At 43.6% G+C, this 15,582-nt stretch carries 17 protein-coding genes; 13 read left to right on the top strand and 4 right to left on the bottom strand.

Annotation, left to right across the window (positions count from 1 at the left end; genetic code table 11):
• Positions 1-12 precede the first annotated feature (12 nt).
• The 4 genes from ACTWPX_RS02940 (at position 13) to ACTWPX_RS02925 (ending at position 4,178) form a co-directional block, all read left to right on the top strand.
• A complete protein-coding gene (locus ACTWPX_RS02940) occupies positions 13-1,524 on the top strand; it encodes a spore germination protein (RefSeq protein WP_443118440.1) in 1,512 nt (503 codons plus the stop codon).
• Complete coding sequence (locus ACTWPX_RS02935) at positions 1,517-2,629, top strand: GerAB/ArcD/ProY family transporter (RefSeq protein ID WP_443118439.1); 1,113 nt, start codon at positions 1,517-1,519, stop codon at positions 2,627-2,629. The genes ACTWPX_RS02940 and ACTWPX_RS02935 overlap by 8 nt, the downstream gene beginning before the upstream one ends.
• The gene (locus ACTWPX_RS02930) at positions 2,619-3,704 is read left to right on the top strand and encodes a Ger(x)C family spore germination protein (protein ID WP_443118438.1); all 1,086 of its coding nucleotides are present in this window, start codon (positions 2,619-2,621) and stop codon (positions 3,702-3,704) included. The genes ACTWPX_RS02935 and ACTWPX_RS02930 overlap by 11 nt, the downstream gene beginning before the upstream one ends.
• A 321-nt stretch (positions 3,705-4,025) precedes the next feature.
• Positions 4,026-4,178 carry a hypothetical protein gene (locus ACTWPX_RS02925; protein ID WP_443118437.1) on the top strand — a complete coding sequence of 51 codons (153 nt, stop codon included), beginning with the start codon at positions 4,026-4,028 and terminating at the stop codon, positions 4,176-4,178.
• A gap of 41 nt (positions 4,179-4,219) precedes the next feature.
• Here ACTWPX_RS02925 and splB read toward each other — a convergent pair whose 3' ends face one another.
• Positions 4,220-5,248, bottom strand: coding sequence for a spore photoproduct lyase (splB, locus tag ACTWPX_RS02920; protein ID WP_443118436.1), 1,029 nt, complete (start codon positions 5,246-5,248; stop codon positions 4,220-4,222).
• The gene (locus ACTWPX_RS02915) at positions 5,242-5,502 is read right to left on the bottom strand and encodes a transcriptional regulator SplA domain-containing protein (RefSeq protein ID WP_128525155.1); all 261 of its coding nucleotides are present in this window, start codon (positions 5,500-5,502) and stop codon (positions 5,242-5,244) included. Before ACTWPX_RS02915 ends, splB begins: the two co-directional genes overlap by 7 nt.
• A 176-nt stretch (positions 5,503-5,678) precedes the next feature.
• Here ACTWPX_RS02915 and ACTWPX_RS02910 point away from each other — a divergent pair, with 176 nt between their 5' ends.
• From ACTWPX_RS02910 to ACTWPX_RS02890, 5 genes are all read left to right on the top strand, one after another.
• Positions 5,679-6,230: a GNAT family N-acetyltransferase gene (locus tag ACTWPX_RS02910; protein ID WP_443118435.1), complete on the top strand. Its 552-nt coding sequence runs from the start codon at positions 5,679-5,681 to the stop codon at positions 6,228-6,230.
• A gap of 803 nt (positions 6,231-7,033) precedes the next feature.
• Positions 7,034-7,897, top strand: a complete 864-nt coding sequence (noc, locus tag ACTWPX_RS02905) for a nucleoid occlusion protein (RefSeq protein WP_443118434.1) — start codon at positions 7,034-7,036, stop codon at positions 7,895-7,897.
• Between the two features lie 112 nt (positions 7,898-8,009).
• Entirely contained in the window at positions 8,010-8,783 is a 774-nt protein-coding gene (locus ACTWPX_RS02900; protein WP_128525158.1) for a ParA family protein, read from the top strand.
• Entirely contained in the window at positions 8,764-9,606 is an 843-nt protein-coding gene (locus ACTWPX_RS02895) for a ParB/RepB/Spo0J family partition protein (RefSeq protein WP_443118433.1), read from the top strand. The genes ACTWPX_RS02900 and ACTWPX_RS02895 overlap by 20 nt, the downstream gene beginning before the upstream one ends.
• Positions 9,607-9,670: 64 nt before the next feature.
• The gene (locus ACTWPX_RS02890; protein WP_443118432.1) at positions 9,671-10,375 is read left to right on the top strand and encodes a DUF554 domain-containing protein; all 705 of its coding nucleotides are present in this window, start codon (positions 9,671-9,673) and stop codon (positions 10,373-10,375) included.
• Positions 10,376-10,382: 7 nt separating this feature from the next.
• On the opposite strand, the gene yyaC is transcribed toward ACTWPX_RS02890, so the two are convergent.
• Positions 10,383-11,009: a spore protease YyaC gene (gene yyaC, locus ACTWPX_RS02885; RefSeq protein ID WP_128525161.1), complete on the bottom strand. Its 627-nt coding sequence runs from the start codon at positions 11,007-11,009 to the stop codon at positions 10,383-10,385.
• 89 nt (positions 11,010-11,098) lie between these two features.
• On the opposite strand from yyaC, the gene ACTWPX_RS02880 reads away from it, so the two are divergent.
• The 3 genes from ACTWPX_RS02880 to ACTWPX_RS02870 all read left to right on the top strand — a co-directional run bounded on the left by ACTWPX_RS02880 (position 11,099) and on the right by ACTWPX_RS02870 (position 13,289).
• On the top strand, positions 11,099-12,118 hold the full coding sequence (locus tag ACTWPX_RS02880) for a YkvI family membrane protein (RefSeq protein WP_128525162.1): 1,020 nt from the start codon (positions 11,099-11,101) through the stop codon (positions 12,116-12,118).
• Between the two features lie 68 nt (positions 12,119-12,186).
• Entirely contained in the window at positions 12,187-13,080 is an 894-nt protein-coding gene (locus ACTWPX_RS02875) for a mechanosensitive ion channel family protein (protein ID WP_206659664.1), read from the top strand.
• A gap of 14 nt (positions 13,081-13,094) precedes the next feature.
• Positions 13,095-13,289, top strand: coding sequence for a DUF951 domain-containing protein (locus ACTWPX_RS02870; protein WP_128525163.1), 195 nt, complete (start codon positions 13,095-13,097; stop codon positions 13,287-13,289).
• 669 nt (positions 13,290-13,958) lie between these two features.
• Here ACTWPX_RS02870 and ACTWPX_RS02865 read toward each other — a convergent pair.
• Complete coding sequence (locus tag ACTWPX_RS02865) at positions 13,959-14,156, bottom strand: hypothetical protein (RefSeq protein ID WP_443118431.1); 198 nt, start codon at positions 14,154-14,156, stop codon at positions 13,959-13,961.
• 299 nt (positions 14,157-14,455) lie between these two features.
• On the opposite strand from ACTWPX_RS02865, the gene ychF reads away from it, so the two are divergent.
• The gene (gene ychF, locus ACTWPX_RS02860) at positions 14,456-15,553 is read left to right on the top strand and encodes a redox-regulated ATPase YchF (protein WP_443118430.1); all 1,098 of its coding nucleotides are present in this window, start codon (positions 14,456-14,458) and stop codon (positions 15,551-15,553) included.
• The last annotated feature ends 29 nt before the right edge of the window (positions 15,554-15,582 follow it).

Raw genomic sequence — 15,582 nt, 5'->3', positions numbered from 1 at the left:
AAGGAGTTTGTCATGTGGAAATGGAAGCAGAAGCCTAAACAACAGAAGAAGCAGTCCGAGGGGAATTCAACTAATCATGAATCCTTGGAGTCTTTCCTTAAGACTCTGGGTGAATCTGATGATTTTGTGCGTTATCAATTATCAGGAGATACTTCTTGCACAATTTCTTATATTAAAACGATGAATGAACCAAAATTCATCAACCAGCAGGTACTGCCTCTCCTTAAAAATACTCATTTACATTCTTTAGAAGAAATGCAACGGAAAATCCCGATAGAAAAAGTAGAAGTAACAGACCAATTAGATATTATAAGAGAGAAAGTAATGATCGGCTCTGTAATGATTCAACTAAAGGAATTAGATGAAAAAGTGTTACTGATTCCTGCTACTTCTATAGAAGCAAGGGATGTAGGAATTCCTGAAGTGGAATTCAGTGTTGTCGGTCCTAAAGAGGCTTTTGTTGAATCATTGGATACGAATTTGAATTTAATTCGAAAGCGTCTCCCTCTTCCACAATTGACCATCAGTGAACTGAATATTGGAAAAGTGACAAAAACCCGTGTTTCTGTTGTCTATATTGATGGAATTGTTGATCCTGTCAATGTGGAAACGGTAAAGCAGCGTTTGAATGATATCGAGTATGACCAAATGATTGACAGTTCATTTATTACACAGATGATCGCAGATAATTCCAATTCTCCTTTCCCTCAATTATTAGATACAGAAAGACCAGACCGGGTAGTCGGAACACTTGTGGAAGGCAAGGTCGCCATTCTGGTGGATGGGTCTCCACATGCTTTAACATGCCCGACTACGGTTGTGGAATTTTTCGGGGCAGCGGATGACTATTTCTTACCATGGCATTTAGCCTCTGCTTTTCGCTTGATCCGATTATTTGCCGTCATTTTCTCCGTATTGAGTACACCTTTGTATGTAGCGATATTAACCTATCATCATGAAATGATTCCGGGAGAATTGATGGCGACCATTGTTTCCTCAAGGTCGGACATCCCTTTCCCTCCGATCCTTGAGGTCATCGTTCTTGAGCTTACCATTGAACTGCTGAGAGAGGCGGGAGCACGGCTGCCGACGAAAATCGGTCAAACAATCGGTATCGTAGGTGGTATCGTTATCGGAACGGCTGCCGTTGATGCTGGTCTTACGAGTAACGTCCTGTTGATTATTGTGGCTTTGAGTGCCCTTGCTTCCTTTACGACGCCTGTCTATCAAATCGGTAATACCATTCGTCTGATCCGCTTTCCTTTTATCATTGGAGCCCAATTGTGGGGCTTGATAGGAATATCCATGTGTATGGTCTTTTTCATTGGACACCTGATTAAATTGCAATCGATCGGCAGACCCTTCTTTGAACCGATCTATCCACTAAGGATTATCGATTTGAAAGATGCATTCATCCGTTTACCATTCAGTAAACAGACGGAACGTCCTATTCTGATGCGTACACAGGACTCGGGAAGGATGGATGGCAAACGTGCCAAGGCAAAGAGGGATATCGATGAATAAACTAGGTAATAGTGGATTGAATATACCAGAAAACTATTTGGTTACACCCGCCTATGTATTTTTTCTAATACACGCGATGCAAGTTGGTGTCGGAATTCTTGGATTTGAGCAATTTCTTGTCGAGAAAGCAGGATATGATGCGTGGATTGCCTTGCTGGTGGCCGGCGGGATTCTTCACGTAATCCTTTGGATGATCTATCGCCTCTTACAAAATGGAGGGGGCGATATTGTGGAAATTCATAGGAAGGTGTTTGGCAAATACTTGGGAGGATTGTTAAGCATGATTTTTTGCGCTTACTTCCTTCTGTTGACGTTTACAGTCATCGTCACGTTCATTGAAGTCATCCAAGTATGGATGTTCCCAAGTCTCCATGTGTGGATTTTTGCCTTCATCTTAATTTTACTTGTGTATTACTTAGTGACTGGAGGATTCCGTGTTATTACAGGCGTTTGTTTAATTAGCGTCGCCATCGGTCTTCCACTTCTTTTATTGAAATTCTTCCCGGTGCAGGCAGGGCATACAATGACGATTTATCCAGGAATCAGTCACAGCTTTACAGACATCATGGGAGCGACAAAAGCAAGCGTGCTCAGCTTCCTCGGTCTGGAATTTCTTTTAATTTACTATCCATTCATTAAAAATGCTGAAAAATCGAAGAAATGGGCGCACATGGGAGTCTTTTATACAACAATGATTTATTTGATCAGTATGATCGTTACCTCTGTTTATTTCAGTGAGGCACAATTGCGACAGGTCACATGGGGGACGATTTCAGCCTGGAAAATTGTCGAATTTCCATTTATTGAACGTTTTGAATATGTAGGGATTGCCATGTGGTTATACGTGATCTTACCTAACGTCTGCCTCGGGCTGTGGGGGGCTACACGTATTCCTAAACGTGTTTTTAAAATAAAACAGAAGTATGTTTTGCTGGCTTTTTGTTTTGTTCTTTTTTTAGGCTCAGGACTAACTGGGGGCAGAGCGTTCATTAACACACTTAACAATTTTTCTAGTCAAGTGGGAATGTATATATTATTATACGTCCCTGTCCTTCTGGTCCTAAAGACTATCTCAGATAAAGTGAGGAAAAAAAATGAACAATAAGACCCGTTTGCTGCTAAGCATAGTTCTGTGCTTTCTACTTGTAGGATGTATGCCCAATCAAAGTGTCGAGGAAAATGCCATCATTGAAATTGCGGGCTACGACCGTGGAGAAGAGGAAAAAATCGAAGGAACTGTCTCCATTCCACAATATGGCCGTGATGAAAAGAAAACCTCTGCTTCAGAGCTTTATTTGAGTGTTAGGGCAGATTCAGTCAAAGATGTAGAAAAGGAAATACAAAAGCAGTCTTCCAAACCGATCACTATCGGAAAATTAGCCGTGACTTTATATAGTGAAGAGCTTGCGAAAGAAGATATTTCAGATATCATCGATGTTCTCAGTCGGGATCCGAGGTTGAGCCGTAACATGTATATCGGCATTACCGAAGGAGAGGCGAAGTCGTTGATTGAGGGAGGATATACCCAGGATGAAACGACATCAAAATATCTACAGGGTTTGATAGAGAATAATATGCATTTCAATTTTCCAAAAACGAGTTTACACGATTATTTGTATGCCTATTATGCTGAAGGAATGGATGGATACCTTCCTATTTTATCGAGTAAGAATGATTATGTTGAACTTTCAGGAATTGGTTTTCTCAATAATGGAAAATTAGTAAGGAAAATCCCCGATTCTGATGTGTTTGTTTTTAAAATGATGAAGGAGAATTTCAAAAAAGGGATGCAGGATTTGGATTTCAAAGAAGGTACCATCCTAATGGACAACATCGGCTCCCACGTAGAATATCGTTTGAAGGGGACATCGGATCAGCCGGAGTTCGAAATAAATGTAGAGATGAAGGCTGTCGTTAATGAAATGGTAGGTATCCATCAGGATATCAATAAGGGTTTAGCGAAAGAAATGGAAAAAACTTTTAAGGACTTCTATCAAAAGAAAGCGAATGAAATGATCCAGATGTTCAAAGAGGAAAACATCGACCCACTCGGCTTGGGGCACTTTGCTAAATCCCGTAGAGCAAGCTTTGACTTGAAGAAATGGGAGGATGCTTATCCTGAGCTGCCTGTAGATGTGAAGATTTCTGTTGATATTACTGAATATGGGATATTCTCTTAAATTCATCCAATTTGCAATGGAGGTTGATTGAATGGAATGTACTCACTTTCCGCGGTTGTACGGTCAAATCCCCTCGATCTTTCTCACTACGGGGTCTCGACAGGCATAATACTTCCGCAGGAGTCTCGCACATTCCCTTCGTTCCAGGTGGTCGTCTTCAAAATGGACTGAAGTTCATATATAATTGGCGGTCTAACATCGTATCCCTCACTTTTATGTAGTTCTTACATTGGACAAAAAAGAGTGATTTTCTTTGATTTATAAATCAATGAAAATCACTCTTTTTAGATGGGCCTCCGTTGCTTCCACAATGAGAGTTCGGTGGTGACGCCTGCGGGAACAGCGCGAGCCGAAGATCCAATTGGTCAAGTGATTTTCTTGACCAAGTTAACTGAGGCCGTGCCCGCGACAAGCATCCACCGACAAGCGATTCGTGTGAATCAACAACAATCTTTAACAGCTCCTATAGATTGAAAAGGTTTTTTCAGTGGCCTCCTCTTTATGACGCCTCTTTCTTATGTGAAGTATTCCAAGCGTGCTTCGGGAAAGAATTGATCGATGTAGCCGCCGAGGGTTTGTTTCATGTCTTCCTGTTCATCATTTTGGTAGACATACTTACCAATTCCGTATTTCCCCCACTTATATTTACGTTTTTCTTCATCCATCTCAAGTTTCGTCATGGGATAGTTTTTTTGGATGACTCGTTTCGCCGGCTTTGTGAAGCGGTGTTGAATAAGCTCGAAGGTCAAATCTTTCGTAGCATAATCCGGAAGTCGATCGTGTAATTTTTCGAAAAGGATGCGATATCCTTCCTTCCAGCCCTCGTATAAGTAAATAGGTGCAATGGTGAAACCTAATGGATACCCGGCCTTTGCGACTTTCGCTGCCGCTTCAATGCGTTCATTCAAGCGTGAGGTCCCGGGCTCTAGATATTTAATCACATAATCAGCATTCATACTGAAGCGGAACCGTGTCCTGCCATTGTGTTTGGCATCAAGCAAATGATCGACATGGGCGAATTTAGTCACAAAGCGAAGCCTGCCATGTTCGGATTCGCCGAAGTACTCGATCGCCTGTTTCAAGGAATGAGTGAGGTGGTCGACTCCTACAATATCTGAGGTGCAGGAAGCTTCGAACCTTGTCTCCTCTGGTGCGCGTTCCTGCATATATTTTTCTGCTGCATCAAATATTTCTTCCACATTTACATAGGTGCGGATATACGGTTTGCTACCCATCGTTGTTTGCAAGTAACAATAGTGGCAATGACCCATACAGCCTGTTGCAAGCGGGATAGCATACTCGGCAGAAGGTTTGGACGTATCGAATTTGAGTGTTTTCCGAACACCGACGACAAGGGTTGATTTAGCCGTCCGATATTTTTGGAAGTCGTTGTCACCGGGCAGATTACGAACCTGATTATGTGAAGTTGTTTGACGGATTTCGATGCCCATATCGTCGAATTTTTCTTTCAATTTCCGGCCTAAGGGGTATTCAAGAGCCCTCGGTTCCATGTAAACAAGTTCAGGTATAAAAGGTTTTACCACAGCTCACCCTCCGATTCTGCTCCGCCGCCAAAAGCATCATGGTAAGCACGTTCTGCTTCCCCTTCTGAGGCATAGACAGCGATGTTTTCATCAAGAGGAAAATAGGTTTCATATAGAAAAAGAGCCAGTTCACCAGCACTCTCTGGACTGTTGACTACTGCTGCTTCCTGGACATTGGCAACATCATACGTATGTGGATTGCGGTAGATGACATATACGATATCACCTGCTTTGAAATTTTGTTGAATATCCATTCCATCACCTGCTCTTTTATTTTTTTGTCAAAAGGTATACGAATGCTTTTGACCATTTGTGCTCATCTTTCCACAAAGTTCGACTTTTATTACATTTTTTCATTTCCAAAAAAGGATTCCCTCATTTGAGCGTAGAAGTAGGTGTGGGATTACATATGGAAAAGGAGTAGATGTCTATGGGAGTGAAATTACATACTGAACGTCTGGATTTACAGCCTTTTACCAAGGATTTGGCGCAGCAAGTTACTGAGCTGGCGGGTGATGAAGCAGTGGCAGCAACGACATTCGTCCCCCACCCCTACACCCTGGAGGTAGCGGAGGAATGGATTGCCGAGCACGCAAATTGGATTGATAGTAGAACCGCTTTTCCTCTGGCGATGATTTTAAGAGCGACGGGTGAGCTTGTCGGAACGATGACTTTGCGGGTCGATCAGAAGCATTCGAAAGGGGAACTTGCTTATTGGGTCGGAAAACCTTTCTGGAATAACGGATACGCATCCGAAGCGGCTGGAAAAATAGTTGAATTCGGTTTAAACGACCTCAATCTACACAGAATCTGGTCTGCAGCGATAGCTACGAACCCTGCCTCAACAAAAGTGATGCAAAAAGCCGGGCTTAGTTATGAAGGAACATTAAAACATGACCTCTACCACCGGGGGGAATATAAAGATATCGATGTGTATGGATTAGTTACAGGAATAGAAATGATTGTTTCATGTGAAACATGATAAAAAAGCGAGGTCCTTTTTTGGTTGTAAAGGACCTCGCTTTTACTGTTTTTTGCTGTGGAAAAATATTGTTGTAAGCCTCTAGGGTGGGATTGTGGTCGTTTGCTTCTTCGGTTTGATCGGAATCGAAGTTTCTACCAAGGCCATGACAGCACAAGCGAGAAACATTGGAGTGAATCCAGCAAGGATCAATATAGAGTATTGAAAACGAATAATGTGGAATTTTTAACATATATTGTATCTTCCTTAAAATTCATCTAACCGTTTATTTTTCCAATGAGTACAGCTTTCCTTTTTTTTGATTGGTTTAGGCTTTGTTTGCTTTATGGGAAGTAAAAATTCCTTGTTTGATATGAGTAAAGGGTAATCAGCCCGCTTCCCATGCCCCTTTTCAAAGACCACTTACAAAAAATTCATACGTCCCCCTTTGAAGAAGCTCTCTGCATTATTCAGATCGGCATGTTTGCACTGGAGTAGTAGAAGTTATAAGCTGATAGATAAGGAGTTTACGAGAAAATATATCGACTCGATTTGTCATGAATAGTCACGAAAATAGGTCGTTGAAATCGCGGAATTTTGCCTTTTATGCCCTCGGAATCAGATTTTTTCGACAAAAAGGTCCTATAATTCTTCTTTCTTCACGATACTTTTACTAGAATAAATATGATAAAATAAATAAAGAAATGAAAAACGGCATACGTAGGCGCAGCAGCCAAAAAGCCTGCGGCGCTTTTTATATTTCAATATACAGGATTAAAACGAGTGCAAGCGTATGCTCGATCGTATAAAGGTGGTGTCTGATCGTGTTACATCCTTTTGGTCGTTTATTCGGGCTAGGGGAAAAACCGGATTCGGATAATGACAACAATGAAGAAGAAGGCTACAACCCCGATGAAGTTGTACAAGTTCCAGTAGAACGTGTGCAGCCAAACCGTTACCAGCCTCGAGCGATATTTAACAACGAGAAGATTAGCGAACTCGCCCAGACGATACATACGCATGGGATGATTCAGCCGATCGTTCTCCGTCGGTTAAATGAAGAAGAGTTTGAATTGATTGCTGGTGAACGCAGGTGGAGGGCCGTCCAGTCCCTTGGATGGGAAACGATTCCTGCGATCATCCGTGACATGAATGATTCCCAAACAGCCTCAGTCGCTCTCATTGAAAACCTGCAGCGGGAAGAGTTGACGGTAATTGAAGAAGCGATGGCCTATTCGAAGCTGATCGAACTCCATGAGCTTACCCAGGAAGCACTGGCTCAACGCCTCGGAAAGAGTCAATCGACCATTGCGAATAAGATTCGCCTCTTGAAGCTTCCAGACTCCGTCCAACAGGCGATTATGGATAAAAAGATTACAGAACGCCATGCTCGTGCTTTGATCGGTTTGAAAGATCCACAGCTCCAGGAAACGATCCTGACAGAGATTATTGAAAAACAGCTGAATGTGAAGCAAACGGAAGAGCGGATCGCGAAGCTTAGTGATCCTAAACCAAAAAAGAAAAAGCCGACACTCAAAGGCGTCAACAAGGATATGAGAATTGCTATGAATACGATTCGTCAGTCCTTGAATATGGTGACAGACACAGGTGTTGATTTGGAAACAAACGAAGAAGATCATGAGGACTACTACCAAATCACTATCAAAATACCGAAGAAAAAATCATAGCTTCTTTTCCCCATCTTTGACTGCTTGTGAAGATGGGATTTTTTTAAGTCATTGGGCCTATGTTTTCAATTAAATGGTAAGATGGTAGAAAAGAGAAAGAGTAGGTGACATCATGGGAAAAGTGATTTCAATCGCTAACCAAAAAGGGGGCGTCGGTAAAACGACGACGGCGGTCAATTTGAGTGCTTGTCTCGCTTACTTGGATTATAAAGTTCTTTTAGTGGATATTGACCCCCAGGGAAATGCGACCAGTGGGGTGGGTGTTGATAAAGGTGAGATGGAACAGTGTATTTATAACGTTCTCGTAGATGGTGTGGAGGCCAGACAAGTGAGGACTTCGACCCAAGTGAGTAATTTGGATGCGATTCCTGCCACCATTCAACTCGCTGGTGCTGAGATAGAGCTCGTTCCCACCATTTCCAGAGAAGTACACCTGAAGAAATCCATCGACCAAATCAAGCATGAGTATGATTATGTCATCATCGACTGCCCTCCTTCGTTAGGTTTGCTGACGCTCAATTCCTTGACTGCTTCTGACACCGTGTTAATTCCCGTCCAATGTGAGTATTACGCCCTCGAAGGTCTCAGCCAGCTGCTCAACACGGTCCGCCTCGTACAAAAACATTTGAACAGGCAATTGATGATTGAAGGAGTTCTCCTGACCATGTTGGATGCCCGTACAAATCTTGGGATTCAGGTCATTGAAGAAGTGAAAAAGTATTTCCAGGACAAAGTTTATCGCTCGATTATTCCTCGTAATGTACGGTTGAGTGAAGCGCCGAGTCATGGGAGACCGGCCATTCTTTACGATGCGAAGTCCAGAGGAGCGGAAGTCTATCTAGAACTAGCAAAGGAAGTGATCGTGAATGGAGAGAGGGTTAGGTAAAGGTCTTGGTGCTTTTTTCAATAGTTCGGAAACCATTGATGAAGAACAACTCCAGGAAATAGCAGTAAAAGATTGCCGCCCCAACCCCTATCAACCTCGTAAGGAATTCGATAAAGAAGCGTTGAGCGGCCTGAAGCAATCGATTGAAGAACACGGCATTCTTCAACCTATTATCGTCAGAAAAAGCATCAAAGGCTATGAAATCGTCGTCGGGGAGCGCAGGTACCGGGCAGCTCAATCCGCTCGTCTCGAAACCATCCCCGCTCTCGTCAAGGACTTGACTGACGAACAGATGATGGAGCTTGCTTTGCTTGAAAACCTGCAGCGTGAAGACTTATCCCCTATTGAAGAAGCGCGTTCATATGAATCGTTGATCAATGAATTGAATGTGACCCAGGATATTCTCTCGAAACGTTTAGGGAAAAGCCGTTCCCATATCGCTAACCTGATGCGTTTGTTGTCGTTGCCGCAGGAAGTGACATCTAAGATCGATGATGGAAAGTTGACGATGGGCCACGGGCGTGCTCTGCTTGCCTTAAAGGATAAAGAGCAGCAATACAATCTCGTCGCCCGTATTGAAAGAGAGTCTCTTAACGTCCGTCAAGTTGAACGAATCATCAATGAAATCAATCAAAACAAGAAACCTAAGAAACAACCTGCCCCTAAGGATATTTTTTTGAAAGAGCGGGAAGAAAACTTGAAAGAACGCTTAGGGACAGCTGTGAAGATTCATAAAGGAAAGCGTAAGGGAAAGATCGAAATTGAATTCATGAATGAAGAGGATTTAGAACGGATACTTGAAATGTTCGATGATAAAGAGTGATCGTCAAGCAGCCTGTGGCTGATGGATTCTTGTTTGTAAAACGGATGGAACTGGAGAGAATCATATGGTTTTATTAGGAACATTAGTGAATGGCTTATGTATAGTCGTCGGTACCCTATTAGGGCTGTTTTTTACGAAAATCCCTGAAAAATTCAAAGAAACGGTGATGAGCGGGGTCGGTCTCGCTGTAATGTTGATCGGTCTTCAAATGGCTTTTGAAACAGATAACATCGTCATCGTCCTGCTCAGTTTACTTAGTGGAGCGATTATCGGCGAAGCGATTCATTTGGAAGATAAATTGGAGTACATAGGACGCTGGATCGAACGGAAATTCACGAAACCTGAACAAACATCCAGCATTGCCCAAGGCTTCATTACTGCATCATTGATCTTTGTCATCGGTGCCTTAGCTGTCATCGGCGCCCTCGACAGCGGATTAAGAAATGATCATGAAGTGTTGATTACCAAAGCGATCATCGATGGCTTCGTTTCCCTTGTGCTCACCTCTACACTGGGGATCGGCGTCATTTTTTCCGTGATTCCTGTCGTACTTTACGAAGGGTCGATCGCCCTTTTGGCAACACAAATAAACCGATGGGTCCCCCAGGAAATACTCGATTTATTCATTGTTGAAATGACGGCTACAGGTGGTTTGTTAATTGTCGCCATCGGTATGAATTTATTGAAAATCACCAAAATACGAGTCGCAAATCTCCTCCCATCTTTAGCTATGGTGGGAATTGTGCTGGCGATTGCCCAATGGTTCTAAGGTGCGTTTATTGAATGCTTTTCTTAATGGGATATTTAGAAGTGGTGAAGGTTTGGAATGGCGATTTTTCCATTTTCACCTGTCGACGTTTGGCCGCTGTCAGTTGAATGGCAGCGGCTACTTTTGCGGCCATCTGCATGACCACGTGCAGCCTTGTGTTTTGTAGAACAACATGCTCCATGAAACCACTGACATTGACCATTCCGCTGATATGCAGCTGACCTACTGGCGGAAGGTCTTTTTTTAATGCCGATCCAGGGGTTAGGGAGCCTTTTCCTAAAATAACGGAACCTACAGAAGAGGATTTTCCTAAACAAGCGTCAATAGCCAGAATATATGGATTCGGGTGGTGTTTCCTGATGGTCATCAGCCGTTCCTTCAAGTTCAATGCATGTAAAGGATCCTCCAGCGTCCCATAGATATGGAAGGAATCGATCTGTTGATCGCGAAGCATCGATCCTACCAGTGGACCGAATGAATCCCCAGTGGACCGGTCTGTGCCGATACAGGCAACGATAATTTCTTTTGAAGGGGGAAGCCATTCCTGTAGATAGCTGCTTAATGTATCGCTCATAGCCGGATCATCGGTGCTGACACGCTTTTCTTCTTTAGAAAACTTGTCCTTGAAATTCATAGCTTCTCCTCCAGACACATAGTAGTAACAGTATATAAGGTTGTCCGTCGTTCTATACGTGACAAATACATAGATGTGGAGGAACGGTCATGGTAAAAGCAGGATTCAAGTGGATGTTCTTGATTATAGGGACGATGATTGGAGCCGGTTATGCATCAGGAAGAGAACTATGGCAATTCTTTGGACAAGATAGCAGTCTCGCGATCCTTTTGTTCTCGCTCATGTTCATTTGTTGTTGTAAAGTGATCATGGATATCAGCTTCAAAAAACAAACGGGACACTACCTGCCTGTTCTGAAGGCAGTAGTCGGTAAGCATTTGACCGGGGTTTATGACTGGATGATCATCATCTATCTCTTTACGACGACCGTGATCATGTTGGCAGGCAGCGGGGCGACATGGCAGGCATTTCACTTCTCCTATCGGTTCGGTGTATTGGCCATGGTTATTCCCCTGGTCCTTCTGTTTGTATGGGATGTGAAAGGGATTGTCGCGGTGAACAGTTTTGTGCTGCCACTATTGATTTCCGGGCTGTTGTTCGTCCTCATTTTATTCATAACCGACCAGGACCTTTCCTTGTTCGGTCATGTGCATGAAATGGGGAATTGGATGGCTGCCTTCCCTTTTACGGCCTTGAATATCCTTCCTCTCATTGCAGTGTTAGGGGCGATCGGGAATCAAGTGCGGCATAAAGGGGAAATATGGATTGCCAGTCTCGGGAGCGGTTTGACTCTTGGAGCTGTTTCTTACCTTTATAACAACAGTCTGATACAAATTTCTGAAGATATCATATTGTATGAGATTCCGCTTTTTGCGATATTGAAACATTACCCATACGAGATGATGATTTTCATGTCAGCCATGCTTTGGATCGCTATTTTCACCACTGCTGCTTCAGGAACACTCGGTCTTGTTACCAGATTCAGAGATTACCTCAAGCAGCCGCTGTGGATTTTAGCGCTGGCGGTCATTGCGATCATGCTGCCTTTTACTTCTTTCGGATTTTCTACATTGATTGAATACCTGTATCCGTTATATGGATTGCTTAATTTATATGTTTTGACCTCTCTTCTCCTATACCCTATTCTTTCGAGATTCAAAATTCGCTAGAAACCTGTTAAAATGAATGTCATATTCATAGATGTACAGGAGGAGAAGCGGTGGAGGATGCTGAAAAAGTGGTAGAGGATGCCAAGTCGCAGTGGGATGGAATTGTCAATTATGTCACAGGTGCTGATTTATGGATTACTATTAGCCTCGGTGCCATTAAAATCTGTTTGATTCTATTTATATCCTTTTTGGTTATTCGAATCGGCAGAAAGGTCATAGCTCGATTTTTTGCTAATAAAAAACGCGGTCCTTTTCAAATCACTCAGCGGCGTGAAGCGACATTGAACAAACTCGTACTGAACACCATGTCTTATGTCGTCTATTTTGTTGCGTTCATCATGATTCTCGACACCTTCACTCTGGACATAGCAGCACTTCTGGCAGGTGCGGGAGTAGCTGGGTTAGCGATCGGTTTTGGTGCTCAAAACCTTGTCCGGGATGTCATCTCAGGGTTTTTCATTATTTTCGAAGACCAGTTTTCCGTAGGGGATTATATCCAGACATCTGGAGTCGAAGGTTTTGTCGAAGAGGTCGGTTTACGGACTTGTAAAGTGAAAGCATGGACAGGTGAAGTCCATATATTACCAAATGGGAACGTTACACAGGTGACCAACTTCTCGATTCACAATAGTATTTCAGTAGTAGACGTGAGCATCGCTTATGAAGAAGATGTGGAAAAAGCAGAAAAAGTCATCTTAGCTTTAATGGAAGAATTACCTGAACGGTATGAATCCATGCTCAAAGTACCAGAATTGTTAGGGATTCAAAACCTGGGGGCATCAGATGTCGTCATGCGGATTATTTGTGAAGTGCATCCAATGGAGCACTGGGCGATGGCACGTGCGATCCGGAAAGAAGTGAAGAACCGTTTAGATGCTGAAGGCATTGAGATTCCATTCCCGCGTATGGTTATGTATTCACGGGAAGAAGAACCAAGCAGTAAGCAAGGTGCTGATGAATAAGGAGGGGACTGCGGATGACTGAAAAAACTTACCATTTAAATGACGTCGTACAAATGAAGAAACCTCACCCATGTGGAGAAAACCGCTGGAAAATCATTCGCATGGGTGCTGACATCCGTATCAAGTGTGTAGGGTGTGGTCATAGCGTTCTAGTACCGCGCCGCAAATTTGAAACGAAGCTGAAGAAAGTGCTGGAAACAAGTGAATGATACCCATCATCCTTCCGCCCTGCGGTAGGATTCTTTTTTGTTTGGCTCTGTTAAATTTCAGTGTTGATTTTTTTATATAAGCTCCTTATTGTGTATGACTCAGTTTCGAGACTTCAGTGAGAGTTTAGGGGCTGCGGGAAAAGGTTCGCGTTCCATGGGGCGGGCGCTGAGCCTCCTCGGACTTTAAAGTCCTGTGGGGTCTCAGCTGTCCCGCACATCCCATAGGAGTCTCACCGTTTCCCTCCGCCCCTTTACCATATGAGGTTCTCGAAACGACTTCCGGAATAAGCATCTATGAGCTTAAGGGAAGTAGAGGAAGATATTCTGATCATGAGAGCTTGATATAAAGCATTTTACGACTATAACACAAGGATGGTGAAGACAATCCTCCTGAGTAAGGGGGGGCGTTTCTCACATATATCAGAATGGGTTGGTGGGGAAGCTGCGAGACTCCCGTGGGAGAAGGAGATAGGCGAGATCCCACAGGGCGGTAGCCCGAGGAAGCTCGCCAGGTCCCCCACAGGAAAGCGAGTTGCTTCCCAACCAACCCTGAAGGTCAACATGGCAACGAGCCCTGATTATCTCGAAATTGATTCTTCAAGAATCCTGCCATATAACTGAATAACTCTCATAAAAAAATCAACAACAACCTTTAACAAAGCCTTTTGTTTAATAAAGGAGAGCTGTTTCAGGGGAGCTACTGAAAAACCCTTTTCCATCTTGAGGAGCTGTTAAAGTTTGTTGTTGCTTCTCACGAATCGCTTGTCGGTGGGAGCTTGCCGCGGGCACTGCCTCAGCTAACTTGGTCAAGAAGATCACTTGACCAAGTGGATCTTCGGCTCGCGCTGTTCCCGCAGGTGTCACCACCGACCGCTCATCGTGGAATCAACAGTGGCCTCGTTTCAGGTGCTTGGCTTTTTATTGTAGGAGGTTGGAGAAAATAACTTCACTGACTATAAATGATAAAGAGCGGAAAAAAGGACGAACAAGTAGTTTTCACCAATGAGCGATCGGATTATTTAATTTTTCCTGGCAGAAGCAGGGAGAATCTTCGGGGAGACCTGTCTATTCTTGTTTTTGCATAGGTTGTTATTTTCAAGTACAGTATCTATAATTGAAATGACTGACATACATGTATGTAAATCCTTAAGGAGTGAAAGTCTTATATGGCACTAACAGCAGGAATCGTAGGTTTACCGAACGTAGGGAAATCTACGTTATTTAACGCAATTACACAAGCAGGCGCTTTGTCGGCCAACTATCCTTTCGCTACCATTGATCCGAACGTAGGGATCGTGGAAGTTCCGGATCCCCGGCTCGAGAAGTTGACCGAGCTTGTCAAACCGAAGAAAACCATTCCAACAGCTTTTGAATTCACTGATATCGCCGGCATCGTCAAAGGGGCGAGTAAAGGGGAAGGACTCGGGAATCAGTTCCTATCTCACATCCGTCAAGTCGACGCCATTACTCACGTCGTACGTGCCTTTGAAGATGAAAATATCACACACGTTTCCGGCGAGGTCGATCCGATTACAGATATTGAAACGATCAACCTTGAATTGATATTAGCTGATCTTGAAACAGTCTCCAAGCGTATGGACAGAGTGGCAAAAATGGCTCGTCAAAAGGACAAAGACGCAGTAGCTGAATATGCCGTTCTTGAAAAGATCAAAGATGCTTTGGAGGCAGAAACACCGGCACGAGCTGTTGAGTTCAGCAGTGACCAGCAAAAGATCGTCAAAGGCCTTCATCTACTGACTTCGAAGCCGATCCTCTATGTGGCTAATGTGAGTGAAGATGAAATAGGAGAAGCAGATAACGATAAAGTGAAGCAAATCCGTGAATTTGCTGCAAAAGAAAGCGCAGAAGTCATTGTCGTCTGTGCCAAGATCGAATCTGAAATCGCTGAGCTTGATGGCGAAGAGAAAGATGAATTTCTGGAGGACCTCGGTATCGAGGAATCTGGTCTTGATCAGCTTATCAAAGCAACTTATAATTTGCTGGGCTTAGCCACTTACTTTACTGCAGGCGAACAGGAAGTAAGGGCGTGGACATTCAAAGAGGGGATGACCGCCCCACAAGCGGCAGGGATCATTCACACGGACTTCGAACGTGGGTTCATCCGTGCAGAGACGGTCTCCTATGAAGACCTCGTAGACGCGGAGTCCATGAGCGTGGCTCGTGACCGTGGTCGTGTCCGTTTAGAAGGTAAAGAGTATTTAGTTCGTGATGGCGACGTTATCCATTTCCGTTTTAACGTATAAGCAGGGATCCTTCCGTTTAAAGGTTGTAA

Source organism: Halobacillus sp. H74, from assembly GCF_052246715.1.
GTDB classification, from domain to species: Bacteria; Bacillota; Bacilli; order Bacillales; family Halobacillaceae; genus Halobacillus; species Halobacillus litoralis_A.
This window is presented reverse-complemented; position numbering and strand designations above follow the sequence as displayed.

Coding starts and splice junctions, on each gene's coding strand:
- ACTWPX_RS02930 (WP_443118438.1), top strand. CDS start 2,619: ATGAACAATAAGACCCGTTTGCTGCTAAGCATAGTTCTGTGCTTTCTA.
- ACTWPX_RS02915 (WP_128525155.1), bottom strand. CDS start 5,502: ATGGATATTCAACAAAATTTCAAAGCAGGTGATATCGTATATGTCATC.
- ACTWPX_RS02935 (WP_443118439.1), top strand. CDS start 1,517: ATGAATAAACTAGGTAATAGTGGATTGAATATACCAGAAAACTATTTG.
- ACTWPX_RS02900 (WP_128525158.1), top strand. CDS start 8,010: ATGGGAAAAGTGATTTCAATCGCTAACCAAAAAGGGGGCGTCGGTAAA.
- ACTWPX_RS02895 (WP_443118433.1), top strand. CDS start 8,764: ATGGAGAGAGGGTTAGGTAAAGGTCTTGGTGCTTTTTTCAATAGTTCG.
- ychF (WP_443118430.1), top strand. CDS start 14,456: ATGGCACTAACAGCAGGAATCGTAGGTTTACCGAACGTAGGGAAATCT.
- ACTWPX_RS02870 (WP_128525163.1), top strand. CDS start 13,095: ATGACTGAAAAAACTTACCATTTAAATGACGTCGTACAAATGAAGAAA.
- ACTWPX_RS02890 (WP_443118432.1), top strand. CDS start 9,671: ATGGTTTTATTAGGAACATTAGTGAATGGCTTATGTATAGTCGTCGGT.
- yyaC (WP_128525161.1), bottom strand. CDS start 11,009: ATGAATTTCAAGGACAAGTTTTCTAAAGAAGAAAAGCGTGTCAGCACC.
- ACTWPX_RS02880 (WP_128525162.1), top strand. CDS start 11,099: ATGGTAAAAGCAGGATTCAAGTGGATGTTCTTGATTATAGGGACGATG.
- ACTWPX_RS02910 (WP_443118435.1), top strand. CDS start 5,679: ATGGGAGTGAAATTACATACTGAACGTCTGGATTTACAGCCTTTTACC.
- ACTWPX_RS02940 (WP_443118440.1), top strand. CDS start 13: ATGTGGAAATGGAAGCAGAAGCCTAAACAACAGAAGAAGCAGTCCGAG.